Consider the following 25,624-nt stretch of genomic DNA (forward strand, 5'->3'; position numbering starts at 1 on the left):
TACATCACGCCTCTTTCGGTGCAGGCTCAGGACGTGCGGGCGGGGGCCCGCCGCCCGGTGCGGGCGGCGGACCCGGTGGCCGTCACGGCCGTGGCGCGAGGAGGGCCTCGCGGAGGTAGGCGTGTTCACGCGCGGCGTTCGCGGTGCTCACGCGCCGAGCGCGAGCGTGACGCTCGCGGTCGTCGGTCAGCCGCGGAGTCCGGCTGCCCCAGATCAGAAGCCGCAGGCCGAGGTGGAGGGCGATGCGGTCGACGAAGGGTGTGCGGGTGTCGCGGCTCTGAAGCCGCAGCGTATCGGGGACGCCCGAGAGGCGCTGCGGCGCAAAGGTGGTGTTCATGAGGATTGTTCTCTTCCGGATGGGTGGAGGTGGATGCCCGGAACCACGCGCGGTCGGGCGGGGGATGTCATGCCGCAGCACGACGGGGTTGACGGCAGGGAGATGCGCTCAGCACCCGGTCATCGGGGCGGCGCAGGAGGATCGTGCCCTCGAGAGGGCAGAGTTCTCCCCTGCGGGGATCAGCCGGCGGTGTGGAAGCCGCTGTTCTGAGTCGCGCCGAAGGAGCGGGTCCCCGACGCGCAGGCACGAGCCGCAACGCCGATGGGCGTGGTGACTCCGGTGGTGTTCATGTGCATCATTTCGGGGACCTCCTTTCTCGACTTCTAGACGCGGAGAGTGACACTAGCGCGGTCCGGTGGTCGGCGTCAAGCGTTCTCGCAGATTCGCCGAACCACGGGCGTGTCGCGACGGCTGTGGAGTGTGCGGCTCGCCTCGAGGGGGAAAGTGCGGACCTCGGGTAGCGTAGGGCGGTAGTCGACCGGGCTGGAGGACGATAGATGCACCTGAAGAGCGTGACGCTCAAAGGGTTCAAGTCGTTCGCGCAGCCGACGACGTTCGCGCTGGAACCCGGCGTGACGTGCATCGTCGGTCCCAACGGATCCGGAAAGTCGAACGTCGTCGACGCCCTCGCCTGGGTCATGGGCGAGCAGGGCGCGAAGACGCTCCGCGGCGGGAAGATGGAGGACGTCATCTTCGCCGGCACCGCCACGCGCGGCCCCCTCGGCCGCGCGGAGGTGCAGCTCACGATCGACAACAGCGACGGCGCGCTGCCGATCGAGTATTCCGAAGTCACGATCAGCCGGACGCTGTTCCGCAACGGGGCCAGCGAGTACGCGATCAACGGCGAGGTCTGCAGGCTGCTCGACGTGCAGGAACTGCTGAGCGACTCGGGCCTCGGCCGCGAGATGCACGTCATCGTCGGACAGGGTCGCCTCGACAGCGTGCTGCAGGCGTCGCCCGAGGATCGCCGGGGTTTCATCGAGGAGGCCGCGGGGATCCTCAAGCACCGGCGTCGCAAGGAGAAGACCATCCGGAAACTGGAGGCGATGGAGGCGAACCTCACGCGCCTCAGCGACCTCGCCGGCGAGCTCCGCCGGCAGCTCAAGCCCCTCGGTCGACAGGCCGAGATCGCGCGCGAGGCAGCGACGATCGCCGCCGTCGTGCGCGACGCGAAGGCGCGCCTGTTCGCCGACGAGATCGTGGCCCTGCGGGCCCAGCTCGCGTCCCACGCCCAGAACGAGCACGAGCGCCACGCCGAGCGCCTCGTGCTGCAGGATCAGCTCGACAACGCCCGCACGCGCATCGAGCTTCTCGAGGCGCAGCAGCGCTCGGAGGGCGTCGACCAGGCTCGGCGCGTCACCTACGGGCTGGAGCGCGTGCAGGAGCGACTGCGCAGCCTGTACGCCCTCGCCGGCCAGCGTCTCGCCCTCCTCGGGGAGGCCGAAGACGACGATCGCATCGAGCTCACCACGGTGTCGCAGGCCATGATCGACGAGGCCCGCGCTGAGATCCAGGAGATCGCGGACGGACTCGGCGGCGCGCAGGATGCCGCGGCCGAGGCATCCCGCGATGTGATGCGCGCCCGCGCCGAGCTCGACGCGCTCGACGCAGACATCTCCGCTCAGAGCGCTCTGGTCTCCGAGCACGACATGCGCATCACCGCGCTGCGTGGATCGGCCGAGGCCGCTGAGTCCGCCCTCGCCGCGGTGCGGGCCGCCGTGGAGCGGCAACAGCGCGCGCTGGACGCGGCTCTGGCCCGGCGGGCCGAGGCTGAGGAGACCCTGGCGGGCGTCGATCCGGATCTGGTTCCCGAGGGCTCGGCCGCGGAGTACGCCGCCGCCTACGAGCGCGCTCAGCGTGAGGCGACCGAGGCCGAGTCCGAGGTGGGCACGCTCCGGGAGCGGCTGCACGCGGCCGAGCGCGAGGTGGAGGCGCTCACCGCCCAGACGTCGGCGCTCGGCAGGGCGCTCGACCGGCGCAACGCGGCCGCCGAGATCGTCGAACGCGGCGCCGCCGGAGTCCGCGGCCTGCTCGGTGACGCAGTGAAGATCACCGCCGGATACGAGGCGGCGATCGCCGCGGCGCTCGGCCCGCTCGTCGAGGGCATCCTGGTCGACAGTCGCGAGCACGCCGTCGAGACCGCACGCCTGGTGCGCGATGGAGATCTCGGCACCGTCGACATCGCGATCGCCGACACCGGCGCCCTGGTGCCCGCGTTCCCCTCCATCGCGGGCGTCGTCCCGGCGCGCGACGTGGTCTCCGCACCCGACGGCGTGCTCGGCATCCTGTCCTTCGTCGTGATCGCCGACGATCTCGACGCAGCCCTCGCCGCCGGACCCGCGATCGCCGCCGCCGACGTGGGCGGTCCGGTCACCGTGGTGACGAGGTCGGGTGAGGTCGTCACCGACTACACCGTGCGCGCCGGCTCGGGGCAGGGCCGCTCGCGACTTGAACTGGCCGCGGAGCGGGATGCCGCGGCGGACCGTCGGGACGAGATCACCGTGGTCGCCGACTCGCTGCGCGACGCACTCTCCGACGCGGCGCGGGCGCTCGAAGCCGCACGCCACCGCACCAAGGCGGCGTTGACGACCCTGCGCGAGCACGATGCGGCACTGGCCGCGCACACCGAGCAGGTCAACCGCGCGACCGTGCGCTACGAGGCCGCGGTCGCGGAGTGCGATCGCCTCGCGGCAGGCGTCGCGCAGGCCGCGTCGGCCGTGGAGGACGCGGAGGCGTCTGCCCGGTCGGCCGGCGACCAGCTCACCGCGGCGCTCGAAGCGCCGCGCCCCATCCTCGATGCGTCGGCGCGCGACGGCATGCTCGGCGCGCTCGAGGCGGCGCGCGACGCCGAGATGCGGGCGCGCCTGGACGTCGAGACCCTCAAGGAGCGCATACGCGCTGGCGAGGCCCGGGTCGCAGGACTCGAGCGGCAGCGCGAGCGCGAGCGCGAGGCCGCGGCCGAAGCGGCACGTCGCGCCGTCGTGCGGCGTGCGCAGCGCGAGACGGCGGCAGGGGTCGCAGCCCAGCTGCCCGCGGTGCTCGACTCGGTCGAGCGGTCCCTCGCGCAGGCGCGGTCCGAGCTCGCCCAGGCGGAGTCGGAGCGCACCGCGCTGACGGCCGAGCTCGGCGAGCTGCGTCGTCAGGAGGCCGGGGCTCGCGAGCGTCTTGCCGGACTCACCGAGACCGTCCACAGCCTCGAGCTGCAGATCCACGAGAAGCGCCTTCACGTCACGGGACTCCTCGAGCGGGTGAGTTCCGAACTCGGGCTCGACGAAGACATTCTCGTTTCGGAATATGGTCCGGACCAGCCGGTTCCAGCGGGTTCCTCGGCGGATGGCGACGAAGACGCCGAGGCCGAAGCATTCGTTCCGTACGATCGCGCCCAGCAGCGCCGACGACTGCAGGAGGCCGAGCGCAAGCTCACCCAGCTCGGCCGGGTCAACCCCCTCGCGCTCGAGGAGTTCGCCGCGCTCGAGCAGCGCCACAAGTTCCTCACCGAGCAGCTCGCCGACCTCACGCAGACTCGCAAGGACCTGCTAACGATCATCGAGGAGCTCGACGAGCGGATGCAGGTGATCTTCCTCGCGGCGTTCGAGGACACCAGGACGGCATTCGGCGAGGTGTTCCCCATCCTCTTCCCGGGGGGCTCGGGCAGCATCTCGCTGACCAACCCGGACGACCCGCTGACGACGGGGATCGAGGTCGCAGTGCGCCCGGTCGGCAAGAAGATCGAGCGGCTCTCACTGCTGTCGGGCGGTGAGCGGTCGCTCGCGGCGGTCGCGCTGCTGACCGCGATCTTCAAGGCGCGTCCCAGCCCGTTCTACATTCTGGACGAGGTCGAGGCCGCCCTCGACGACGCCAACCTCGGCCGCCTGCTCGGGGTCTTCGAGCAGTTGCGCGAGTCGAGCCAGTTGATCGTCATCACGCATCAGAAGCGCACGATGGAGATCGCCGATGCCCTGTACGGGGTCTCGATGCGCCAGGACGGCGTCTCCGCCGTCGTCGGCCAGCGGCTGGGAGACCGCGCCGCGAGCTGACGCGGGCTACGCTCCGGCGGGCGCGCCGACGGCGTCGCGGACCATCGCCATGGCCTCGGTCAAGCGCAGGGCCGCCCCCGTGTCGTAGGCGCGGGACCACTCTGCGGGGGTCAACTCAGCGCGGACTCGGCGTCGGAGATCCTCCTCGTGGCCGCGCGAGTTCGGCCACGGCGCGACGCCGGTGCGCCGTCGCAGGCCGTCGATGGCGCCGACCGCGATAGCAGCGGGTTCGGCTCGCCCCTCGGCCAGAGAGAGATCCCCGAAGGCTGCGAGGACGAGGCTCGCCGAGAGCGTCACCGTGCGCTCGTCGTCGAGACGGCTCAGCAGCCGACGCAGACGATCACGTGCCGCGTCCGTCGCGTCGGAGCGCACATCCATGATCGCGAGGTGGGTGAGACCGGCAGCCGTGAGCCACTGGATGTCGAGCCGGCCGCCGAACTCGTCGACTTCCCTGAGGTAGCGACGGGCGCTGTCATAGTCGCCTACCGCCATGCGGAGCATGCCGATCGTCAGCGCGGCGGCGGCGACGAAGAGATCTTCGCGCGATGCGTAGCCGGCATAGGCGGCCTCGGCGGATGCGAGCGCGCCGTCGATGTCGCCGCGGAGCGGACGCACCCAGGAATCGGCGAGCAGAAGCGCATCGCGAAGCTCGGGATCGTCGAGCGTCGCCATGCGCTGCGCGATCGCGTCGACCGCATCCAGCGCGGCCTGATCATCGCCGACCTCGGTCGAGGTGACGGCGATGGTGAAGAGCAGCTCGGTCTCGGCTCTCTCGTCGAGGTCGCCGGGGCGCACGACGCGCTGCAGCTCTCCGGCGAGACGCCGGGCCTCCGACATCCGGTCGAAGACCTGCCAGTAGAGCCAGAGGGAACGGAACAGATGCGGCAGCCGGGCGACGTCGTGGGCGAAGAACCAGCGGATCGCCGCGCGGAGATTGTCTTCCTCGGTGTGAAGCCGCTCGCCCCACGACGCCCGGTCCGCGGCGTCGACGTCGCCTTCAGCCAGGTCGGCGAAGAAGCGTGCGTGGCACCGTTCGGCCTCGGCGCGGTCCTCACCGATCAGCAACTCGGCCGCATACTCGCGGACCGCGGTGAGCATGCGGAAGCGGGGCTCGTCGTCACCGAGGGCCACCACGACCAGGCTGTTCCCGACCAGCAGATCGAGCAGCTCGAGCGCGGCGTCCTCATCGAGACCGGCTACCGCGGCGGCTGCGGAGACCGTCCAGCCGCCGACGAAGACCGACAGCCGGGCCAGCAGTCGCCGTTCGTCCTCGCCGAGCAGGCCGACGCTCCACTCGACGGTCGCGCGCAGCCCGCGCTGACGCTGGGGCAGGTCCACCGGTCCGCTGCCGAGCGCGTCGAGTACCTTCTCGAGGCGCGCCAGCACCGCGACCGGATCGAGCAGTCGCGTGCGCGCCGCGGCGAGCTCGATGGCCAGCGGCAGGCCGTCCAGCCGCCGGCAGATCGCGAGCACCGCTCCGATACTGCGGGGCGAGGAGTCGACGCGCCGCCCGACGGCGTCGGCGCGGTCCAGGAAGAGCTGGACGGCGGGAAGCAGCAGCGCGTCCTCGATGCTCACTCGATCGCCCGGCTCGCTGCCCGTCTCGAGCGGCGGGAGCACGTACTCGTGCTCGGCGCGCAGGCGCAGTGCGATGCGACTCGTCGCCACGATCTTCAGGCCGGGGCAGGATGCCAGCAGGGCATCGAGTTCGGGCGCGATCCTCGTGACCTGCTCGAGATTGTCGAGGATCAGCAGCGTCGGCCGTGTCGAGAAGTGATCGATCAGGATCTCCCTGGTCGACCTCGTGCCCTCGATGACGACGTCGGCAGCCGACGCGATGCGGGGGAGCACCTCCGCCTCGTCCATGGCGTCGGCCAGCGGCACGAAGAGGACCGGAGTCGCGGCCGCGTCCGTCAGCGCTTCGCCGACGGCGATGGCCACGCGGGTCTTGCCCATCCCGCCCGGTCCGGTGACGGTGACGAGACGGACGTCGGGCGCCCGCAGCATGGCCACGATCGCGGCGACGTCGTCATCGCGCCCGACCAGTGATGTCGCCGGGACAGGAAGCGTTCGGCGCGGAGCCGCCGGCCGGGGCGCGTCGGACGCGGCATCGGGGCGCGGCGCCGCGGTCGCTCGCGCACCGCTGACGAAACGCTCGCTGAGCAGCAGGGCGAGGTCGTCGCGCACCAGCCTGCCGAGCTCGCGCGTGCTGCGGAACGTGCGATACGCGTCGGTCCCCTGGGCGCGGATCTCATCGATCATCGCCTCGAGACGAGGCTGCCGCTCGGGGGCCGGCGCCTTCAGATAGAGCAGCCGCGGGCGCCCGCTGGACAGCCGGAACTCGTCCTCCAGCCCTGAGATGTCCATCCCGGGGCCGACCCAGCCGTAGCTCTCCCAGTACAGCCCGACGAACACGTCGGACTGCGCGAGATAGGCCCGGTAGAGCTCCTGAGGCGGATGCGGGCGCGCGCCCAACTCGAACATCACGGGGGCAAGCCCGAGCGACGTGATCGCCCGGGCGACGGCGGCCCGTTCCTCTGCGAGTTCGGCCAGGGTCGAACTCACGAACACCCGCAGGCGCTGGTCCGGCGTGCGGATCACCGCACTCTCGTCGGGCGACATCCCCTCATCATGCCGTGAACGCCGACGCCGCGCGCGATGAATAGGCTGGACCCCATGGCTGAAAGCTCCTGGTCGCTCGGTCGCGCACTGCGCGGGATGTTCGTCAAACCCACGATCGACGAGACCACATGGGACGACCTCGAGACGGCGCTCATCACCGCCGATTTCGGGCCGGACATCTCCGAACGCATCGTTGAGGAGCTTCGCGAGAAGGTCGACCGCTTCCGCACGACCGATCCGAAGGACCTCCAGCGCATGCTGAAGGAGACCCTCGAGGAGCACTTCGCGAAGTTCGACACCACCCTGCGCCTCACCGAGCGCCCGGCGGTCGTGCTCGTGGTCGGCGTCAACGGCGTCGGGAAGACGACGACGATCGGCAAGTTCGCGAAGTTCCTGCAGCGCTACGGACGCTCGGTCGTCGTCGGCGCCGCCGACACCTTCCGGGCCGCCGCCGTCGATCAGCTCGCGACGTGGGCGGAGCGCGGCGGGGCCGAGATCGTGCGGCCGCAGCAGGAGGGCCAGGACCCGGCATCCGTCGCCTTCCAGACCATCGACTACGCGAAGCGCACCGGCACCGAGATCGTCCTGGTCGACACGGCGGGGCGCCTCCACACCAAGGGCGGGCTCATGGACGAGCTCACGAAGATCCGGCGCGTGATCGAGAAGCAGGCCCCCATCAGCGAGGTGCTGCTCGTGCTCGACGCGACGACGGGGCAGAACGGCGTGATGCAGGCGCAGGCGTTCCTCGAGCACGCGGGTGTCACCGGTCTCGTGCTCACGAAGCTCGACGGCTCGGCCAAGGGCGGCTTCGTCCTCGCGGTGCAGGAGCGCACCGGGATCCCCGTGAAACTGCTCGGTCAGGGCGAGGGGATCGGTGACCTGACGGGGTTCACACCGCACGTTTTCGCGGCATCTCTCGTCGACTGAGAACGCCGCCGGATGACGCGCGCGTAACGGATCCGCGCGACGCGCGGTAAGGGCTACCGCCTGAGCGCGCAGGCTGGTTTCATGGGGTCATGGCGATCGAGCACGACTACTTCGGACTCCTCGAGTCGGGTCCGGACGGTTCGATCTTCTGGTCCGAGAGCGTCGAACTGGGAGATCAGTCGGTGACGGTCGACCTGACCGCGCCCGACCAGGACGACGTGTCCGAGGCCGCGCTCGACGTCGCCGCCGGACTCATCTCGGCGATCGAGGACATCGACCGCAGCGCCCGCAACTCGATGGTGAACGAGCTGAGCGATCGCACCAGCGAGGTGACCGAGTACATCCTGGAGCAGCAGGATTCGCTGGGCGACGATCTCGAAGACCTCCTCGTCGACATCTCGGGGGACACGCACATCGACGTGATCCGCTCGCTGCAGCTGATGAGCATGACGATCCTCGCCGACGAGCACGGCGGAGCCGATCCGTTCGCGGTGCTGGAGTACGCGCTCGACCCCGACGCGACCGACGATGTGCTGCTGGTGAATCTCGACTCCGAGGGCGGGGTGCTGTCGGTCACCAGCGCCGAGTGACCGGGTGCAGACCTTCCTGCCGTATCCCTCGTTCGGGGACTCCGCTGCCGCGCTCGACCCGGCCCGCCTCGGCAAGCAGCGCGTCGAGACCCTCCAGCTGCTCCGCGCGAACACTGTGCCCGGCTACGGCTGGCGCCATCATCCCGCGGCGAAGATGTGGGCGGGCCGGCTTCCGGCGCTCGTCGCGTACGGATTGGCGATGACGGATGCCTGGACCGCGCTCGGTCGCGCCGACAGCGTCCGCGCGCAGCTGCTCGAGTTCGCGCCTGAGGTCGACGGCGTGCCGCAGTCGGACATCGAGATGCCGCGGTGGCTCGGCGATGAGGCCTTCCACCTGTCGCATCGGTCGAACCTGGTGCGCAAGGACCCCGAGTTCTATCGACCTCGGTTCGGCGACGTTCCCGACGACCTGCCGTACATCTGGCCGACGCCGTAGCACGCGGGCGGTCAGACCGCCTGCGCGAACCCCCGCTCGACGTGGACGTCCTCGGCGATGTGCGCGAGGTGAGCGGGGATCTCGTGCCCCTTCGACAGCATCGACTGCGCCCACAGGCGTCCCGCTCGGTACGACGAGCGCACGAGGGGACCGGCGAGCACCCCCAGGAAGCCCATTCGCTCGGCCTCCTCTTTGAACTCGACGAACTCCTGCGGCCTGACCCAGCGTGCGACCGGCAGGTGCCGCGGCGAGGGGCGGAGGTACTGCGTGATCGTGATGATGTCGGTGCCCGCATCGTGGAGATCCTGGAGCGCCTGCACGACCTCCTCGGGCTCCTCGCCCATACCGAGGATGAGATTCGACTTCGTGATGAGCCCGGTGTCGCGCGCCTGCGTCAGCACGCCGAGAGAGCGCTCGTAACGGAACGCGGGGCGGATGCGCTTGAAGATGCGCGGCACCGTCTCGACGTTGTGGGCGAACACCTCGGGGCGGCTCTCGAACACCTCGGCGAGGAGCGCCGGATCGCCGTTGAAGTCGGTCGCGAGGATCTCGACGCCCGTGTTCGGATTCAGCGCGTGGATCTGCCGCACCGTCTCGGCGTGCAGCCACGCGCCGCCGTCGGCCAGGTCGTCGCGTGCGACGCCGGTGACCGTGGCGTAGCGCAGGTTCATGCGCACGACGCTCTCGGCGACGCGGCGCGGCTCGTCGGTGTCGTAGTCGGCGGGCTTGCCGGTGTCGATCTGGCAGAAGTCGCACCGACGCGTGCACTGCGAGCCGCCGATGAGGAAGGTGGCTTCGCGGTCCTCCCAGCACTCGTAGATGTTCGGGCAGCCCGCTTCCTGGCAGACGGTGTGGAGCTCTTCGGTCTTCACCAGGGCGTGGAGCGCCTGGTACTCCGGCCCCATCTTCGCCTTGGTCCTGATCCACTCCGGCTTGCGCTCGATCGGCGTCTGCGCGTTGCGCACCTCGAGGCGCAGCAGCTTGCGTCCGTCAGGCCCGGCGGCCGGTGCCGCGGAGCCGGATCCGCATGCGCTCACGCCGCGACCTCGCTCGCGTACTCGGCCTGGAACGCCTGCGCCACGGTGTCGATGACGTCGCGCGGCGCGACATCCGCACCCACGATCTCGCTCAGCGTGGTGACGCCGGCGTCGGTGATGCCGCACGGGATGATGCCGCGGAACCCGGCGAGGGTGTTGTCGCAGTTCAGCGCGAAGCCGTGCATCGTGACGCCCTGCTGGACGCGCACGCCGATCGCTGCGACTTTGTCCTCGCCGAGTGGCCGGCGCACCCAGACGCCGCTGCGCCCCTCGACGCGGTAGCCGTCGACCCCGTGGATCTGCAGCACGTCGATCAGCACCTGCTCGAGGCGCCGCACGTGCGCGACGACGTCGACGGGCTCGGCGAGCCGCACGATCGGGTAGCCGACGAGCTGACCGGGCCCGTGCCACGTGATCTTGCCGCCGCGGTCGACGTCGATCACCGGGGTGCCGTCGGTCGGGCGCTCATGCCGGGCCGTGCGGGCGCCGGCGGTGTAGACCGCTTCGTGCTCGAGCAGCAGGAGCGTGTCGGGCCGGGTGCCGGCGACCACCTCGTCGTGGATGCTGCGCTGCAGCGCCCATCCGTCGAGGTAGGGGACATAGTCGGGGGCGAGGCCCACCGTCTGGATCTCGAGCATCGTGCTCCTTCGCTCGTGGCGATTTCTGGATCGCGTCCAACATTACGCCACTGCGACGATCCACCACTCCCGCTAGCGTGTCCAGGGTGAACAGCACGGGACGCGTGGGCAGGCCGAAGGCGTCGTCGAAGGAGACACTCGCCGAAGCGGCCTGCGAGTTGTTCCTCGAGCAGGGGTTCGAGGCGACCTCCATCGCCGACATCACGTCGCGCGCGGGCGTGAGCCGATCGAGCTTCTTCAACTACTTCGCCTCGAAGTCCGACATCCTGTGGGCGGGGCTCGACGAGAGGCTGACGGCGTTCGAGGAGCGGCTCGAGAAGGACGATGGAGCGGATGCCGCGGCCGACGTCCGGGCCGCCGTGCTCGCCCTCGGCTCCGAGTTCGCCCCCGACAGCCTGGCGCTCGCGATCGTCAACGCGACCGCGATGGGGCTCGAGAGCGAGCTCGACCGCGAGGGCGCGCTGCGCCGCACCCGCATCGGCCGCGCCGTCGCCGACCGGCTGTCGCGCGGCGGGGCCGACCGGCTGCATGCCGAGGTCGCCGGGGCCGCCTGGGGCGGGGCGGTCATCGCCGCGGTCGAGGCCTGGGCGCACGATGGTGCCGGCGTGACCTCGCTCGAACGCTTCCTGAGCCGCGCGGCCGATGCTGCGGGCTCGGTCGCGCTGGCGCCGGCGGCGGGGGAGGTGCGGCAGCTGCGCGTCGTCGTGCGCGCCGCCGACTTCGACGAGGCGCTCGCCTTCTACCGCGACGTCGTGGGCATGTCTCAGTCGGAGGCATATGAGGCGGAGGGCGGCGCGCGCGTGGCGATCCTCGACGCCGGCCGCGCGACGCTCGAGCTGTCCAATCCGGCGCAGGTCGAGTTCATCGACCGGGTCGAGACCGACGGCGTCACGAGCGACCGGATCCGGCTCGCGCTCGAGGTCGACGATGCGGCCGGTGCGACAGACCGCCTCGCGGCCGCCGGCGCCGAGGTCGAGGCATCCGCTCGCCAGACTCCCTGGCGCTCGCTCAACTCCCGCCTGCGCGGCCCAGCGGAGCTGCAGCTCACGCTCTTCCAGGAGCTCGGACCGGAGTGAGCCGCACGCGCGGCGGGACACGGCATCCGCTCACGTAGAATCGGGGGACCATGGCGACTTTCGGCACTCTCTCCGACCGGCTCACCGAGACCTTCCGCAACCTCCGCACCAAGGGCAAGCTCACGCCCGCGGACGTCGACGGCACCGTCCGAGAGATCCGGCGCGCGCTGCTCGACGCCGACGTGGCGCTGCCCGTCGTCAAGGACTTCACCGCCAAGGTACGCGAGCGCGCCCTCGGCGACGAGGTGAACCGGGCGCTCAACCCCGCGCAGCAGGTGGTGCAGATCGTCAACGAAGAGCTCGTCGCGATCCTCGGCGGACAGCAGCGACGCCTGCAGTTCGCGAAGAACCCGCCCACCGTCATCATGCTCGCCGGCCTCCAGGGCTCGGGAAAGACCACGTTCGCGGGCAAGCTCGCGCACCAGCTCGAGAAGGACGGCCACACACCGCTTCTCATCGCCGCCGACCTCCAGCGCCCCAACGCCGTGAACCAGCTCCAGGTGGTCGCCGAACGCGCCGGCGCCGCGATCTACGCGCCCGAGCCCGGCAACGGCGTCGGCGACCCGGTGAAGGTCGCGCGCGACGGCGTCGAGGTGGCGCGTCGCCAGCAGCACGATGTCGTGATCATCGACACCGCCGGACGACTCGGCGTCGATGCGGAGCTCATGAGGCAGGCGGCCGACATCCGCACCGCGACGGATCCCGACGAGGTGCTGTTCGTCATCGACGCGATGATCGGACAGGATGCGGTCAACACCGCGAAAGCCTTCCAGGACGGCGTCGACTTCACCGGCGTCGTGCTCTCGAAGCTCGACGGAGATGCGCGAGGCGGTGCCGCGCTGTCGGTGGCCTCGGTCACCGGGCGCCCGATCATCTACGCGTCGACGGGTGAAGGTCTCGACGACCTCGAGGCGTTCCACCCCGACCGCATGGCGAGCCGCATCCTCGACCTCGGCGACATCCTGACCCTCATCGAGCAGGCCCAGCAGGCCTTCGATGAGGAAGAGGTCATGAAGATGGCCGAGAAGCTCGCGACCGAGCAGTTCACGCTCGAGGACTTCCTCGGGCAGATGCAGCAGATGCGCAAGATGGGCTCGATGAAGAAGATGCTCGGGATGCTCCCGGGCATGGGCTCCATGAAGGATCAGCTCGAGAACTTCGACGAGCGCGAGATCGACCGCACCGAGGCGATCATCCGCTCCATGACCCCCGCGGAGCGCCGTAACACCAAGCTCCTCAACGGCTCCCGCCGTCTGCGCATCGCGCGCGGATCCGGCATGACGGTGACTGACGTGAACCAGCTCGTCCAGCGGTTCGAGCAGGCGGCCAAGATGATGAAGACCGTCGCCCGCGGCGGCGTGCCGAACATCCCCGGCATGGGGCCCGTCCCCGGCGCCGGCCGTCCGGGCGCGTCGTCCAAGCGCGGGAAGCAGCAGAAGGCCAAGGGCTCGCGCTCCGGCAATCCCGCCAAGCGTGCCGCCGAGAACGCGGGGCTCGCGGCTGCTCCCACCGCTCCGACGGGCTCGGGCTTCGGCCTGGGCAATGCGAAGGGCACGCCGAGCGAGGCCGACCTGGCCGAGCTGCAGAAGCTCCTCGGCAAGGGGTGAGGCCCCGCCGCGTGCGCGGAGGGCGTTCCGGTCGGTAACGTGGACCCGTCAGGCGCGGATGCGCCGGTGACACGAGCTGGGGGGATCGGCGGAGATGGGTGACGACGGCTGAGAGCGTGTTCGCGAGGGACTCGCCCCTGTATCTCGAGAGCGAGTCGGGCCGCATCGACCGGTACCCGCGCAACGCGTGGCTGCGCTGGGGTGTGCGGATCGCAGCCGCGCTGCCGTACATCGCGCTGGCCGTGTGGTTCGCGATCGCCTCAGGAGGCGACTGGTCCGGGACGGCCAACGGGGCACTTGCCGAACGGGTAGCAGGCCTTCCCTGGGGCTCAGCCGATGTCGCCGCGCTGGCCGAGCTCTATCCGATCATCACGAGCCTGCTCGCTGTCCTCATCCCCGGCGGGGCACTCGGACTGGGCATCGCCGGCGCTCTGGTGGGCGGCGTGATGCTGCAGCTCATCGTCCAGTCCATGCAGCGCAAGGATTTCCCGCTCCCCGTGCGACTGGTCTTCATCCTCACGCTCGGCCTGACCCCGATGTTCGCGTACGTCGTGACGACGAGCTTGGAGGCGTCTCTCGGCCTGACATTCTTCGGGCTCGGAATGATCGATCTCGTCCGCTTCGTGACATATGCCAACACGCAGGCAGGCTTCCGTGCGGGCCTGCTGTTCGCGTGCTCCGCTCTCTCGGACTCCACGGGCCTCTTCGTCGCCGTCGTCGCCGCGATCGCGGCGACGTTCATCGTCCGGTCACGGGCAGCGTCGCGTCTGGCCAATGCGCTCGTGGTGGTGTTTCCCACCCTGGCGCTCCTCGCTGCGCTGATGCTCCTCGGCGTCGCCTTCCGCCTGGGACCCCTGGCGATGATCCGGGGTGACCTGATGTGGGACGACACCCGCGCGAGCGCTGTAGCGGACCTCCTGCTGAGCCCGTCGGGGCTGCTCTACCTCGCACCGACGGCGGTCATCGTGCTCACGGCCCTGGTGCTGCGATACCCCGGCGTCGGCCTGGTCGCCCCGGTGATGACGGCGATGATCCTCCTGGCGTACATCGTCGGCCTGACTCCTCCGGGCCTCGCGGGGATCAACTACCTCCTGATGCTCCTGCTGGCGGTGGCGGTCGTGCCGCGACCGACGACGACCCCGCAGGCAGCGGTCGTCTGTGCCACGTCCGTCGTGCTGTGGGCCATCGGATGGGCGCAGGCCTTCGACAACGACGCCGTCAGCGCGTGGATGAACGTCCTGATCGGCGGTGCGTCGTGACCGAGTCACTGGACGTCGACGCGGGTCTGCTCGATCCGGCGCTGCGGACGAGGTACGCGACGGAGGGCTGGCTGCCCCTCCGCCGTGTGGGTTCCGAGATCGAGGTCGCCACGGCGACAGCTCTGAACCCACGGCGGCGTGCGCGCATCGAGGGCATCCTGGGCGGACGGATCCGGGAGCGACCCGCTTCGCAGGCGGCGATCGTCGCAGCGCTCACCGATCGGCTCAGCGCCGAGTTCGCCGATCAGGCCGCCGACGGGCTCTATCGCACGAATCCGGTGCTCTCGGCGCGGCACGTGCTCTCCGGCACGCAGAAGGTCATCGGACTGATGCTTCTGCTCGCTCTCGTCGTCCTGGCGGTCATCTGGCCCGTGGCCACGCTGATGGCGCTGATCGGCATCGCGAGCGTCGTGTTCCTCGCCAGTACCCTCTTCAAGTTCTTCGTCGCCCTGCGGGGCTCGCGGTACGACCTCGTGGACCGCGTGCGCCGTGACGAGATCGAAGCACTGCGAGACGATGACCTGCCCGTGTACACGGTCCTGGTGCCGGTCTTCCGCGAGGCGCGCATCGTCGGACGCCTCGTCGAGAACCTCGGTCGGCTCGACTATCCGACGGCGAAACTCGAGGTGATCATCCTCGTGGAGGAGGAGGACGCCGAGACGCGGGACGCGATCGCCGATTCTCATCCGCCCGACCACTTCATCGTCGTGACCGTCCCGAAAGGCTCCCCCCAGACGAAGCCGCGCGCGTGCAACGTCGGCCTCGACGTCGCGCGCGGCGACTTCCTGGTCATCTACGACGCGGAGGATGCGCCCGAGCCGGACCAGCTGAAGAAGACGGTGATCGCCTTCGCTCGCGCCGATCCGTCCGTCGTGGTCATGCAGGCCGCCCTCAACTACTTCAACGCGCGCGAGAACGTCCTCACCCGCATGTTCTCACTCGAGTACAGCTACTGGTTCGACTACATGCTCACAGGTCTGGACGTGAGGGATCTCCCGATCCCGCTCGGCGGCACGTCGAACCATTTCCGCACGGAGGCGCTGCGGCAGCTCGGCGGATGGGATCCGTACAACGTCACAGAGGACGCCGATCTCGGCATCCGGGCGAGCGCTCTCGGCTATCGCGTCGGCGTCGTCGACTCCACGACGATGGAGGAGGCGACATCGCGCCTCGGGATCTTCATCGGCCAGCGCAGCCGGTGGATCAAGGGGTACATGCAGACGGCGCTCGTCCATGCGCGCCAGCCCTTCGCCCTCATCCGCCAGATCGGCCTACAGCGTTTCGCCGCGTTCACGCTGCTCATCGCCGGCACCCCATTGACGTTTCTCGGGGTGATCCCGTTCACGATCCTCACGATCGCGTCGTTCTTCCTGCCCTGGGCCGACCTGTCGGCGGTCTTCCCGCCGGTGATCCTGTGGGTGTGTCTGGCGAACTTCCTCGTCGGCAACGCGCTGATGGTCTACCTGAACATGATGGGACCGTACAAGCGCGGTGCGTTCTGGCTCGTCGGGTGGGCGATCCTCAACCCCGTGTACTGGCTCCTGCACTCGATCGCCTCCTACAAGGCGCTGTGGCAGCTGATCACCAAGCCCCACTACTGGCAGAAGACCGAGCACGGCATGTCGCACTTCACCCTCGCCGACGCGGCGGAGGGCACGCCGGCGGCGCCGGATGGAGTGCGCGGGGCGGTCGCGGACTGATTCCGACTCCGCGTCAGTGTCCGAGCGCGGAGAGATGCTCTCGCAGCGTGGGGCCAGACCGGAACTCGCGGATGAGATGCTGGACGACCTCGCGCAGGTCGCCGTCGGCGGCGTCGGCCACGACGAGCTGACGGGCGTAGCTGGCCCCCTGGCTCAGGATCGTCTCGATCCCCGAGAGCTCGCGCACGCACTTGAGCTCCACTGCGATGTCGGCCAGTTCGTCGAGCTTCGCGCGGATGTGCTCGGTCACCGGCACCTGCGTGCCTGCTCGGTCGACGATCACGCGGGCGTCGAGGCCGTACCGCGCGGCGCGCCACTTGTTCTCGCGGATGAACCACGGCTGCAGCGTGAGCAGTTCGCGCCCCGCGTCGAGCTCGCGGGAGAAGTGCTCGACCAGCACCTGGATGAACGCCGCAAGCGCCGCCAGCTCGGGCAGCGTCGACATGCCGTCGCACGCGCGCACCTCGATCGTGCCCCAGCGCGGTGCCGGGCGGATGTCCCAGCGCACCTCGGTCGCATCCTCCATGACGCCGGTGCCCACGAGATCGTAGAGGTAGCCCTCGAACTGGCTCCACGTGTCGAGGGGCCAGGGGAGACCGGCGGTCGGGAGCTGCTGGAAGACGAGGGAGCGGTTGGATGCGTAGCCCGTGCGCTCTCCGGCCCAGAACGGGCTCGAGGCCGACAGCGACTGCAGGTGCGGGAGGTAGACCGTGAGGGCGTTGATGATCGGGAACACCTTCGCGACGTCGTCTACGCCGACGTGCACGTGGATGCCCCAGATCATCATGTTGCGCCCCCACCACTGGGTGCGCTCGATGAGCTTGTTGTAGCGCGTCTTGTCGGTGACCTGCTGGTCGTACCACTGGGCGAAAGGATGGCTCCCCGCGCACAGCAGCTCGACGTCGAGCGGGTCACTCACCGTGCGCACGGCGGCGATCGCGTCGGCGATGTCGTCGACGGCCGCGGCCACGGTGTCTCCGATGCCGCTGGTCACCTCGACGGTGTTGGTCAGCAGCTCGCCCGTGACGGTATACCGTTCGAGGGCGGAGCTCTCCTCGAGTTCGCGCAGGATCTCGGGCGCCCGCGGCGCGAGGTCTCCTGTCGCGCCGTCGGCGAGCATGAGTTCCCACTCCAGGCCGACGGACGAGCGGGCGGATGTCGCGAAGGGCACCGTCATTTCCACAGTCTGACACGCGCGAGCCGTCCGACTGCGTGTTCGCGGCATGCGATGTCATCTGGCAGAATAGAACGCTGGATCACCCGCTCGACCCTCTATCCAGCGCGGAGATCCTCCCTTCAGAGCTTCCGCCGGGTGTGCACCCCACTCCCCAGGCGATCGGTTCAATCACTTTCCACACATTCAGGAGAATCGTGGCTGTCAAGATCCGTCTCAAGCGCCTCGGCAAGATCCGTGCGCCGTACTATCGCATCGTCGTGGCCGACTCGCGCACCAAGCGCGATGGTCGTGTCATCGAGGAGATCGGCAAGTACCACCCCACCGAGGAGCCCTCGTTCATCGAGGTCGACTCCGAGCGTGCGCAGTACTGGCTGTCGGTCGGCGCGCAGCCGACCGAGCAGGTCCTCGCGCTCCTCAAGCTGACCGGCGACTGGGGTCAGTTCAAGGGCGACAAGGACGCCGTCTCGACGGTGAAGACCCGTGAGGCCAAGGCCGACTTCGAGGTCGACTCCTCGAAGAAGTCGGTCATCAAGCCCAAGGCCGAGAAGAAGGCCGAGGAGCCCGCCGAGGCTCCCGCCGACGAGGCGACCGACGCGGCCGACGGGGCCGCCGAGTCCGCCGAGTAATCCGTTGCTCGCCGCCGCGCTCGAGCACGTCGTCAAGGGGATCGTCGATCACCCCGACGCCGTGCGCATCGACTCGTCCACGTCGCCTCGCGGTGACGTGCTCGAGGTGCACGTCCACCCCGACGATCGGGGTCGCGTGATCGGGCGCGGCGGCCGCACGGCCAAAGCCCTGCGCACTCTCATCAGCGCACTCGCCGACGGCAGGCGCGTCCGCGTCGACGTCGCGGACGACTGAGGTGGCAGACGACACCGCCGGCGCGAACCCCGACTCCGCGTCGAAGAGCCCCGCACCGGCACCGTCCGGCAAGACGCAGCTGCGCGTCGGACGCCTGGTCAAAGCCCACGGACTCAAGGGCGCGATCAAGCTCGAGCTCTACACCGACGACCCCGAGGGCCGGTTCGTGCCCGGGGCCACGTTCACTCTTCAAGTCCCCGTGTCCTCTCCGTGGCACGGCAAGCCGCTCACGGTCCGCGAGTTCCGCTGGATGAACAGCCACCCGGTGGCGTTCTTCGAAGGCGTCGACGACCGCGATGCGGCGGAAGGCCTCATTCGCGCGATCCTGTGGATCGACCAGGACACCGAGACTCCGTCCGCCGAGGACGACGCGTGGTTCGACCACCAGCTCGTCGGCCTGGACGTCGTCCGCGACGGGGCGACCGTCGGACGCGTCATCCGTGTCGACCACATGCCGGCGCAGGATCTCCTGATCGTCCGCACGCCCGGCGACGACGAGGTGCTCGTGCCGTTCGTCAAGGCGATCGTCCCCGAGGTCGACGTCGCCGGCGGCCGTCTCGTGGTCACCCCTCCCGCAGGCCTCTTCGAAGAGCTTCCGGGCGACGACACGCCGGACCACAGCGCCAGCACGCAGGACACCGAGGACTGACCGCGCCGCAGGGTGCGGCATCCGCTCACTGTTCTTCCCGTCCCGCCGTGAGCGTGATGTGATCCGGGCGTAACACCCCGTGCCGCCCGGCGGAACATGCCTCCGCGATCATCGGGTGATGAGCACGATCGCACTCCCGGCGGGCCCGCGCCAGAGCGCGCCGCCGGCCGGGCTGCGCGCGGTGTGCTCGTACTGCGGTGTCGGATGCGGGATCAGCGTCACCTCCGAGCCCGCTGCGGCAGGATCCGGCTTCGTCGTGTCGAAGGTCACCGGAGACAGGGCGCACCCGGCGAACGCCGGGCGGCTGTGCACCAAAGGGGCGACGCACGTCGAGCTGATGCACGCGCCCGGGCGCATGTCGTCGGCGTATCTGCGCCCCGCGCGCGGCGAGGAGATCGTTCCGACGCCGCTCGACACCGCCATCGCCGAGGCAGGCCGGCGACTGCAGGCGATCGTCGATGAGCACGGGCCGGACGCCGTGGCCGTCTACGTCTCGGGTCAGATGTCGATCGAAGCGCAGTACCTCTCGAACAAGCTCGTCAAGGGCTACCTGCGGGGTGTGCACATCGAGTCGAACTCGCGGCTGTGCATGGCTTCGGCAGGGACCGGCTACAAGCAGTCCCTCGGAGCCGACGGTCCGCCCGGATCGTACGAGGATCTCGACCGGGCCGATCTGTTCTTCGTCATCGGGTCCAACATGGCCGACTGCCACCCGATCCTCTTCCTGCGCATGGCCGATCGGCTCAAGCAGGGGGCGAAGCTCATCGTGGTCGACCCGCGCCGCACGGCGACCGCCGATCGCGCCGATCTCTACCTCCCGATCGCTCCCGGCACGGACCTGTCCCTCCTCAACGGCCTGCTGCACCTGCTCGTCGCAGAGGGGGCGATCGACCGCGAGTTCATCGCCGCGCACACCGAGGGCTGGGAGGGGATGCCGGAGTTCCTCGCCGAGTACGCGCCGGAGCGCGTCGCCGAGGTGACCGGGCTCGCCGAGGCCGACATCCGCACCGCCGCCCGCTGGATCGCCGAGGCGGGCGAGTGGATGACGCTGTGGACGATGGGACTCAACCAGTCCACGCAGGGGACGTGGCACACCAACGCGATCTGCAACCTGCACCTCGCCACCGGCGCGATCTGCCGCCCCGGAAGTGGTCCCTTCTCGCTCACCGGGCAGCCCAACGCGATGGGCGGACGGGAGATGGGCTACATGGGGCCCGGATTGCCGGGTCAGCGCGCCGTCTTCAACCCGGATGATCGCGCTTTCGTCGAGGACGTCTGGGGACTTCCGTCCGGGACGATCCGCGACGAGGCGGGCAGCGGGACCATCGACATGTTCCGGTCGATGGCCGCCGGCCACATCAAGGCGGCCTGGATCATCTGCACGAATCCGGTCGCCTCGGTGGCCAACCGATCGACGGTGATCGAAGGGCTCGAAGCCGCGGAGCTGGTCATCGTGCAGGACGTCTTCACCGAGACCGCCACGAACGCGTACGCCGACATCCTGCTTCCGGCGACCCTGTGGGTGGAGTCGGAGGGGGTCATGGTCAGCAGCGACCGCACGATGACCCTCATGCAGCGCGCTGCGGACGCCCCCGGCGACGCGCAGCCCGACTGGCTCTTGATCTGCCGGGTCGCCCGTGCCATGGGCTTCGAGGAGGGCTTCGACTTCGAGAGCAGCGCCGAGGTGTTCGACGAGATCCGCCGGTTCTGGAACCCGCAGACCGGGTGGGACATCCGGGGCGTCGACTACGACCGCCTCCGGCACGGACCGGTGCAGTGGCCCGCGCCTCCGGGCGACGCCGAGGGCAGGCATCCGATCCGTTACCTCAACGACGGCGTGAGCCACGCCTCGCATCGCGAGGCGGATGGCACCACGCCCCGACTGGCGTTCGCGACGCCGAGCCGCCGCGCGCAGTTCTTCGCGCGACCGCATCTGGGGCCGAGCGAGCTGCCCGACGACGACTATCCATGGATCCTCAACACCGGCAGGCTGCAGCACCAGTGGCACACCATGACGAAGACCGGCAGGGTCGACAAGCTCGTGCGGCTCAACCCGAAGCCGTTCGTCGAGGTGCATCCGCTCGACGCTGAGCGCCTGAGCATCTCCGACGGCGATCAGGTCGAGGTCGCGTCGCGCCGGGGGCGCGCGGTGCTGCCGGCGGTCGTCACCGATCGGGTGAGGCCGGGATGCTGCTTCACGCCGTTCCACTGGAACGACGAGCACGGCGAGCACCTCGCCGTCAACGCGGTGACGAGCGACGCGGTGGACGCGGCATCGCTCCAGCCCGAGTTCAAATTCGCTGCGGTCGCGCTGCGCCGCGTGGGTCCGTCGTCCGATCCGGTCGCCGCCGAAGCGAGCGGGAACGGGATGCCGCAGCCCGGCGCCGCGCGGGCGGTGCTCGCCGGGACCGGGGCCCGGTGCGGGGCCGCCCCTGCGCTGAGCGACGTCGAGGGGCAGTACGTCTCGGGGTTCCTGGCGGCGCTGGAGGCGGCGCCGGTGGCGCCGGGGGTCGTGCCCGCGCTTCCTCCGGGCGCGCCGCTGCGTGAGGAGTCGCGCGCGTGGTTCGACGGCGTCCTCGCCGGGCTGTACTCGCGAACGCCGCTCGGACGTCCCCTCTCGCCGGCGACGGGCACCGACGAGGTGACGGTGCTGTGGGGGTCGCAGACCGGGAACGCCGAAGAGGTCGCCTCGACGTGCGCGGCGACGCTCACGGCCCGCGGCATCCCGGCTCGGGCGGTCAGCATGGTCGACATGACCCTCACCGATCTGGCAGCGGTGCGGAAGCTCCTCGTCGTGACCTCGACCTTCGGTGACGGCGGACCGCCCGACAACGGGGCCGACCTCTGGGCGGACCTCAACGGCGACGCGGTGCCCGGTCTGCCCGAGCTCGACTACGCCGTCTTCGCGATCGGCGACTCGAGCTACGACGACTTCTGCGGCCACGGCCGCGGCATCGACACGCGTCTCGGGGCGCTCGGCGCGACCGCGCTGCTCCCGCGCGTGGACTGCGAGCCCGACTACGCCGAGCCTGCCGCCGTGTGGCTCGAGGAGGTCATCCGCACGCTCACGGCCGGGGAAGCGGCATCCGTCACTGCAGTCGACACCGCCCCGCCGCCGGCGCGACGTCTGTTCACTCGTGGAAACCCGGTGCTCGCGCCGCTGGTGACGAACCGGCTGCTCAGCGGCCAAGGGTCGGCCAAGGAGGTGCGGCAGCTGGGCTTCGACCTGGCGCGCGCGGGCGTGACGTACGAGGCGGGCGACTCGCTCGGCGTCGTGTGCGCGAACGCTCCGGGGATGGTGGCCGAGTGGCTCGAGGTCACCGGTCTGTCGCGGCACGCGGTCGTCGAGGTGGAGGGCCGCGAACGGTTCCTCGAAGACGCCCTCACCGACCTCGACATCACGCGCATCGGCGCGGACCTGCTCGCATTCGTCGCCGAGCGCAACCCCGACCCCGTGCTGGCGACGCTCCTGCGGCGCGAGAACAAGGGACGACTCGAGCAGTACCTGTGGAGCATGCACGCCGTCGATCTGCTCCGCGCGTTCCCGGTGGCGGCTGAAGCGGGGGAGTGGATGCCTCTGCTCAAGCGTCTGCAGCCGCGGCAGTACTCGATCTCGTCGAGCCCCAAGACCTCTCCCGGTGAAGTGCAGCTCACCGTCTCGGTCGTGCGGTTCGAGACCGAGACCGGGAGGCGGCGCGGCGGGGTCGCGTCGACCTTCCTCGCCGATCAGGCCGACGCGGCGCCGGTGCCCGTCTATCTGCAGAAGTCGCCGCACTTCCGCCCGCCGGCGGCCGCGGATGCTCCGATGATCATGATCGGTCCCGGCACCGGGATCGCACCGTTCCGCGGATTCCTGCACGACCGCCGCGCCGACGGGCACACCGGGCGCAACTGGCTGTTCTTCGGCGAGCAGCACGCGGCGACCGACTTCTACTACCGGGAGGAGCTCGAGTCGATGCGGACCGACGGGTTCCTCACCCGCCTCGACCTCGCCTTCTCGCGCGACCAGCGGCAGAAGATCTACGTGCAGGATCGCATGGTCGAGCACGGACTGGAGCTCTGGCGATGGCTGGAGAACGGTGCGCACCTGTACGTGTGCGGCGACGCGAGCCGTATGGCCAAGGACGTCGACGACACGCTCGTCACGATCGCTCGCCGGCACGGCGGCCTGTCGGAGGACGCCGCCGTCGACTACCGCAAGGGGCTCGTGGCCCAGCGGCGCTACGTCCGCGACGTCTACTGAGATCGCCTGACGTCTCTCGTGTGCCCGTGCCAGGAGACACGCCGCGCGGCGGCACCGGCGCGCAGGCCATGGGGCGTGTCGCCTGACGAAGCCCCCCGATTCGTCGCACACCACCAGGCGGGCCGCCCCCGAAGGAGCGGCCCGCCGTTCCGGGATCCGTCAGATGCGCTGTCCGGCGAGCGCGCGGCGGGGGATGACGTACACGAGCACGGTGACGACCATGAGCGCGACGTAGGCGGCGACGAAGCCGTAGAAGGCGGCTGAGTAGCCGCCGGTGGCGAGCTGCGACGCGTTGAGCACCTGCGGCACCAGGAAGCCGCCGTAGGCGCCGATGGCCGAGATCAGCCCGAGGGCGGCGGCGGCCTTGCGTTGCACCTGCTCGCCCCCGGGCGTGCCGGGCAGCGCTCCGGTGGCAATGCCCCGCGCCGTGAAGATGTTCGGGATCATTCGATAGGTCGAGCCGTTGCCCATGCCGGTGGCGGCGAAGAGCAGCAGGAAGCAGGCGAGGAAGACCCAGAAGCTCTGCAGGGGGAGCGTCCAGATCAGCGAGAGCGCACCCAGTGCCATGACCGCGAACGCGCCGACGGTGACGCGCGCACCTCCGAAGCGGTCGGCGAGCCGGCCGCCGTACGGCCGGGCCAGCGATCCGACGAGGGCGCCGAGGAACGCCAGCGACACCGCAGCCTGCCCGACCTGGAACGTCGAGAACCCGGGGAACTGATCGGCGATGAGCTTGGGGAAGACGCTGGCGAAGCCGATGAACGAGCCGAACGTGCCGATGTAGAGCAGTGCCATGAGCCACAGGTGCGGTTCCCGAAGCGCGGCGGCGGAGGCGGCGAAGTCCGCCTTCGCCGACGACAGGTTGTCCATGTAGCGCCACGCGCCCCAGATCGCGACGAGGATCAGCGGGATCCACATCCATCCGGCGAGCGCGATGTTGAGCGTGGCTCCGGCGCCGATGGTGACCGCGATCGGCACGGCGAACTGGGCGACCGAGGTGCCGAGGTTGCCGCCCGCGGCGTTGAGGCCCAGCGCCCAGCCCTTCTCCTTCTGGGGGAAGAAGTAGGTGATGTTCGCCATCGAGCTCGCGAAGTTGCCGCCGCCCACGCCGCCGAGCGCGGCGACGAGCAGCAGGACGCCGAATGGGGTGTCGGGCTGCGACACGACGAAGCCCAGCAGCACGGCGGGGAGCAGGAGGAGCGCAGCCGAGACGATGGTCCAGTTGCGGCCGCCGAAGACGCCCACCATGAACGTGTAGGGGAAGCGGAGCGTCGCCCCCACGAGGCTCGGGAGCGAGATGAGCCAGAACAGCTGCGAGCTCGACAGGTCGAACCCGGCCGCGGGCAGCATGACGACGACGATCGACCACAGCTGCCAGATGATGAAGCCGAGGAACTCGGCGAAGATCGACCAGCCCAGGTTGCGACGGGCGATCGCCCGGCCGCTCGACTGCCAGAAGCCCGAGTCCTCGGGGTTCCAGCCGTCGATCCAGCGGCCGGGGCGGTGGGTGAGCGAGACCGGCGCGAGAGCCGGGTGCGAAGCTGAGACCTCCGTCGTCGACGGGGTGACGGTCGTGGTCATGACGCCTCCTCAGGTGAAGTGTGCTCTCACCGTAGGAAGCGGGTGTTTCCGTCCTGCGACCGCTGCGGTTACTTCTCCGTCAAGGTTCCGTCACCGCGCCCGGAGGGGTGCGGTTAGGGTCCGGTCACACGTCGGAAACATGAGCGGATGCCTAGACTCGACACCATGCGCGTCGACATCGTCACGATCTTCCCGGCGTTCTTCGACGTGCTCGACGTCTCACTCATCGGCAAGGCCCGGGATCGCGGCATCCTGGACATGCATGTCCACGATCTGCGGGACTGGACCCACGACCGCCACCGCACGGTGGACGACACCCCCTACGGCGGGGGTGCCGGCATGGTCATGAAGCCCGAGCCCTGGGGCGAGGCCCTCGACACGCTGCTCTCCGACGACGCCGTCCTGCTCGTGCCGTCTCCGGCCGGTGAGCTGTTCTCGCAGGCGATGGCCCGCGAACTCGCGGAGGAGAAGCACCTCGTGTTCGCGTGCGGCCGGTACGAGGGGATCGACCAGCGCGTCGTCGATCACTACGCCGAGCGCGGGCGCGTGCGCCTCGTGAGCCTGGGCGATTACGTGCTCAACGGCGGTGAAGTAGCGGCGATGGCCGTGGTGGAGGCGGTCTCGCGGCTGATCCCGGGAGTCGTCGGCAATCCGGACAGCCTCGTCGAGGAGTCGCACCAGGATGGGCTGCTTGAGTACCCGAGCTACACCAAGCCCGCCGTCTGGCGCGGCCACGAGGTCCCGCCGGTGCTGCTCAGCGGCAACCACGGTGCGATCGCCGCGTGGCGGCGCGACCAGAGCCTCGAGCGCACGCGGGCGAACCGGCCCGACCTGCTCGCCTGACGCG

General features: G+C 70.1%; 19 protein-coding genes. 13 read left to right on the top strand and 6 right to left on the bottom strand.

All coding sequences use genetic code 11. The annotated features are described in order from the left end of the window. Positions 1 to 82: 82 nt before the first annotated feature. On the bottom strand, positions 83 to 337 hold the full coding sequence (locus MK786_RS00910) for a hypothetical protein (protein ID WP_241110391.1): 255 nt from the start codon (positions 335 to 337) through the stop codon (positions 83 to 85). Between the two features lie 497 nt (positions 338 to 834). On the opposite strand from MK786_RS00910, the gene smc reads away from it, so the two are divergent. After that, positions 835 to 4,374: a chromosome segregation protein SMC gene (gene smc / locus MK786_RS00915; RefSeq protein ID WP_241110392.1), complete on the top strand. Its 3,540-nt coding sequence runs from the start codon at positions 835 to 837 to the stop codon at positions 4,372 to 4,374. A gap of 6 nt (positions 4,375 to 4,380) precedes the next feature. On the opposite strand, the gene MK786_RS00920 is transcribed toward smc, so the two are convergent. Continuing rightward, on the bottom strand, positions 4,381 to 6,996 hold the full coding sequence (locus MK786_RS00920; protein ID WP_241110393.1) for a DUF4062 domain-containing protein: 2,616 nt from the start codon (positions 6,994 to 6,996) through the stop codon (positions 4,381 to 4,383). Positions 6,997 to 7,050: 54 nt separating this feature from the next. Here MK786_RS00920 and ftsY point away from each other — a divergent pair, with 54 nt between their 5' ends. The 3 genes from ftsY (at position 7,051) to MK786_RS00935 (ending at position 8,949) form a co-directional block, all read left to right on the top strand. Further along, a complete protein-coding gene (gene ftsY / locus MK786_RS00925) occupies positions 7,051 to 7,923 on the top strand; it encodes a signal recognition particle-docking protein FtsY (protein WP_191766791.1) in 873 nt (290 codons plus the stop codon). Between the two features lie 89 nt (positions 7,924 to 8,012). After that, complete coding sequence (locus tag MK786_RS00930) at positions 8,013 to 8,513, top strand: DUF2004 domain-containing protein (protein WP_241110394.1); 501 nt, start codon at positions 8,013 to 8,015, stop codon at positions 8,511 to 8,513. A gap of 4 nt (positions 8,514 to 8,517) precedes the next feature. Next, a complete protein-coding gene (locus tag MK786_RS00935) occupies positions 8,518 to 8,949 on the top strand; it encodes an MSMEG_6728 family protein (protein ID WP_241110395.1) in 432 nt (143 codons plus the stop codon). 11 nt (positions 8,950 to 8,960) lie between these two features. On the opposite strand, the gene lipA is transcribed toward MK786_RS00935, so the two are convergent. Beyond that, positions 8,961 to 9,986 (bottom strand): lipoyl synthase, encoded by a 1,026-nt coding sequence (gene lipA / locus MK786_RS00940; RefSeq protein ID WP_241110396.1) that lies wholly within the window; start codon positions 9,984 to 9,986, stop codon positions 8,961 to 8,963. Further along, entirely contained in the window at positions 9,983 to 10,624 is a 642-nt protein-coding gene (gene lipB / locus MK786_RS00945) for a lipoyl(octanoyl) transferase LipB (RefSeq protein WP_241110397.1), read from the bottom strand. Before lipB ends, lipA begins: the two co-directional genes overlap by 4 nt. Positions 10,625 to 10,710: 86 nt before the next feature. Between lipB and MK786_RS00950 the strand changes: the two genes are divergently transcribed. The 4 genes from MK786_RS00950 to MK786_RS00965 all read left to right on the top strand — a co-directional run bounded on the left by MK786_RS00950 (position 10,711) and on the right by MK786_RS00965 (position 16,266). Next, the gene (locus tag MK786_RS00950; protein WP_241110398.1) at positions 10,711 to 11,700 is read left to right on the top strand and encodes a TetR family transcriptional regulator; all 990 of its coding nucleotides are present in this window, start codon (positions 10,711 to 10,713) and stop codon (positions 11,698 to 11,700) included. A gap of 50 nt (positions 11,701 to 11,750) precedes the next feature. Continuing rightward, the gene (gene ffh / locus MK786_RS00955) at positions 11,751 to 13,307 is read left to right on the top strand and encodes a signal recognition particle protein (protein WP_241110399.1); all 1,557 of its coding nucleotides are present in this window, start codon (positions 11,751 to 11,753) and stop codon (positions 13,305 to 13,307) included. A gap of 98 nt (positions 13,308 to 13,405) precedes the next feature. Further along, a complete protein-coding gene (locus tag MK786_RS00960) occupies positions 13,406 to 14,566 on the top strand; it encodes a hypothetical protein (RefSeq protein WP_241110400.1) in 1,161 nt (386 codons plus the stop codon). Beyond that, positions 14,563 to 16,266: a glycosyltransferase gene (locus tag MK786_RS00965; RefSeq protein WP_241110401.1), complete on the top strand. Its 1,704-nt coding sequence runs from the start codon at positions 14,563 to 14,565 to the stop codon at positions 16,264 to 16,266. Before MK786_RS00960 ends, MK786_RS00965 begins: the two co-directional genes overlap by 4 nt. Positions 16,267 to 16,279: 13 nt before the next feature. On the opposite strand, the gene MK786_RS00970 is transcribed toward MK786_RS00965, so the two are convergent. After that, on the bottom strand, positions 16,280 to 17,443 hold the full coding sequence (locus MK786_RS00970; RefSeq protein ID WP_241110402.1) for a glutamate--cysteine ligase: 1,164 nt from the start codon (positions 17,441 to 17,443) through the stop codon (positions 16,280 to 16,282). 194 nt (positions 17,444 to 17,637) lie between these two features. Here MK786_RS00970 and rpsP point away from each other — a divergent pair, with 194 nt between their 5' ends. The 4 genes from rpsP (at position 17,638) to MK786_RS00990 (ending at position 23,196) form a co-directional block, all read left to right on the top strand. Next, positions 17,638 to 18,069 carry a 30S ribosomal protein S16 gene (gene rpsP, locus MK786_RS00975; RefSeq protein ID WP_241110403.1) on the top strand — a complete coding sequence of 144 codons (432 nt, stop codon included), beginning with the start codon at positions 17,638 to 17,640 and terminating at the stop codon, positions 18,067 to 18,069. A 4-nt stretch (positions 18,070 to 18,073) separates the two neighbouring features. Beyond that, the gene (locus MK786_RS00980) at positions 18,074 to 18,304 is read left to right on the top strand and encodes an RNA-binding protein (protein WP_055965452.1); all 231 of its coding nucleotides are present in this window, start codon (positions 18,074 to 18,076) and stop codon (positions 18,302 to 18,304) included. Position 18,305: 1 nt separating this feature from the next. Further along, positions 18,306 to 18,953: a ribosome maturation factor RimM gene (gene rimM / locus MK786_RS00985; RefSeq protein ID WP_374200393.1), complete on the top strand. Its 648-nt coding sequence runs from the start codon at positions 18,306 to 18,308 to the stop codon at positions 18,951 to 18,953. Positions 18,954 to 19,071: 118 nt separating this feature from the next. Continuing rightward, the gene (locus tag MK786_RS00990) at positions 19,072 to 23,196 is read left to right on the top strand and encodes a bifunctional nitrate reductase/sulfite reductase flavoprotein subunit alpha (RefSeq protein WP_241110404.1); all 4,125 of its coding nucleotides are present in this window, start codon (positions 19,072 to 19,074) and stop codon (positions 23,194 to 23,196) included. Between the two features lie 159 nt (positions 23,197 to 23,355). Here MK786_RS00990 and MK786_RS00995 read toward each other — a convergent pair whose 3' ends face one another. Then, positions 23,356 to 24,777 (bottom strand): MFS transporter, encoded by a 1,422-nt coding sequence (locus MK786_RS00995; protein ID WP_241110405.1) that lies wholly within the window; start codon positions 24,775 to 24,777, stop codon positions 23,356 to 23,358. Between the two features lie 165 nt (positions 24,778 to 24,942). On the opposite strand from MK786_RS00995, the gene trmD reads away from it, so the two are divergent. Then, the gene (gene trmD, locus MK786_RS01000) at positions 24,943 to 25,620 is read left to right on the top strand and encodes a tRNA (guanosine(37)-N1)-methyltransferase TrmD (protein WP_241110406.1); all 678 of its coding nucleotides are present in this window, start codon (positions 24,943 to 24,945) and stop codon (positions 25,618 to 25,620) included. Positions 25,621 to 25,624: the final 4 nt, after the last annotated feature.

Source organism: Microbacterium sp. CFH 31415, assembly GCF_022538185.1.
Classification (GTDB): domain Bacteria; phylum Actinomycetota; class Actinomycetes; order Actinomycetales; family Microbacteriaceae; genus Microbacterium.

What these genes read in the sequence shown, in the direction of transcription:
- MK786_RS00910 (WP_241110391.1), bottom strand. Translation starts at nt 337, where the DNA reads ATGAACACCACCTTTGCGCCGCAGCGCCTCTCGGGCGTCCCCGATACG.
- MK786_RS00995 (WP_241110405.1), bottom strand. Translation starts at nt 24,777, where the DNA reads ATGACCACGACCGTCACCCCGTCGACGACGGAGGTCTCAGCTTCGCAC.
- smc (WP_241110392.1), top strand. Translation starts at nt 835, where the DNA reads ATGCACCTGAAGAGCGTGACGCTCAAAGGGTTCAAGTCGTTCGCGCAG.
- MK786_RS00920 (WP_241110393.1), bottom strand. Translation starts at nt 6,996, where the DNA reads ATGTCGCCCGACGAGAGTGCGGTGATCCGCACGCCGGACCAGCGCCTG.
- MK786_RS00990 (WP_241110404.1), top strand. Translation starts at nt 19,072, where the DNA reads ATGAGCACGATCGCACTCCCGGCGGGCCCGCGCCAGAGCGCGCCGCCG.
- ffh (WP_241110399.1), top strand. Translation starts at nt 11,751, where the DNA reads ATGGCGACTTTCGGCACTCTCTCCGACCGGCTCACCGAGACCTTCCGC.
- trmD (WP_241110406.1), top strand. Translation starts at nt 24,943, where the DNA reads ATGCGCGTCGACATCGTCACGATCTTCCCGGCGTTCTTCGACGTGCTC.
- MK786_RS00970 (WP_241110402.1), bottom strand. Translation starts at nt 17,443, where the DNA reads ATGACGGTGCCCTTCGCGACATCCGCCCGCTCGTCCGTCGGCCTGGAG.
- ftsY (WP_191766791.1), top strand. Translation starts at nt 7,051, where the DNA reads ATGGCTGAAAGCTCCTGGTCGCTCGGTCGCGCACTGCGCGGGATGTTC.
- lipB (WP_241110397.1), bottom strand. Translation starts at nt 10,624, where the DNA reads ATGCTCGAGATCCAGACGGTGGGCCTCGCCCCCGACTATGTCCCCTAC.
- MK786_RS00930 (WP_241110394.1), top strand. Translation starts at nt 8,013, where the DNA reads ATGGCGATCGAGCACGACTACTTCGGACTCCTCGAGTCGGGTCCGGAC.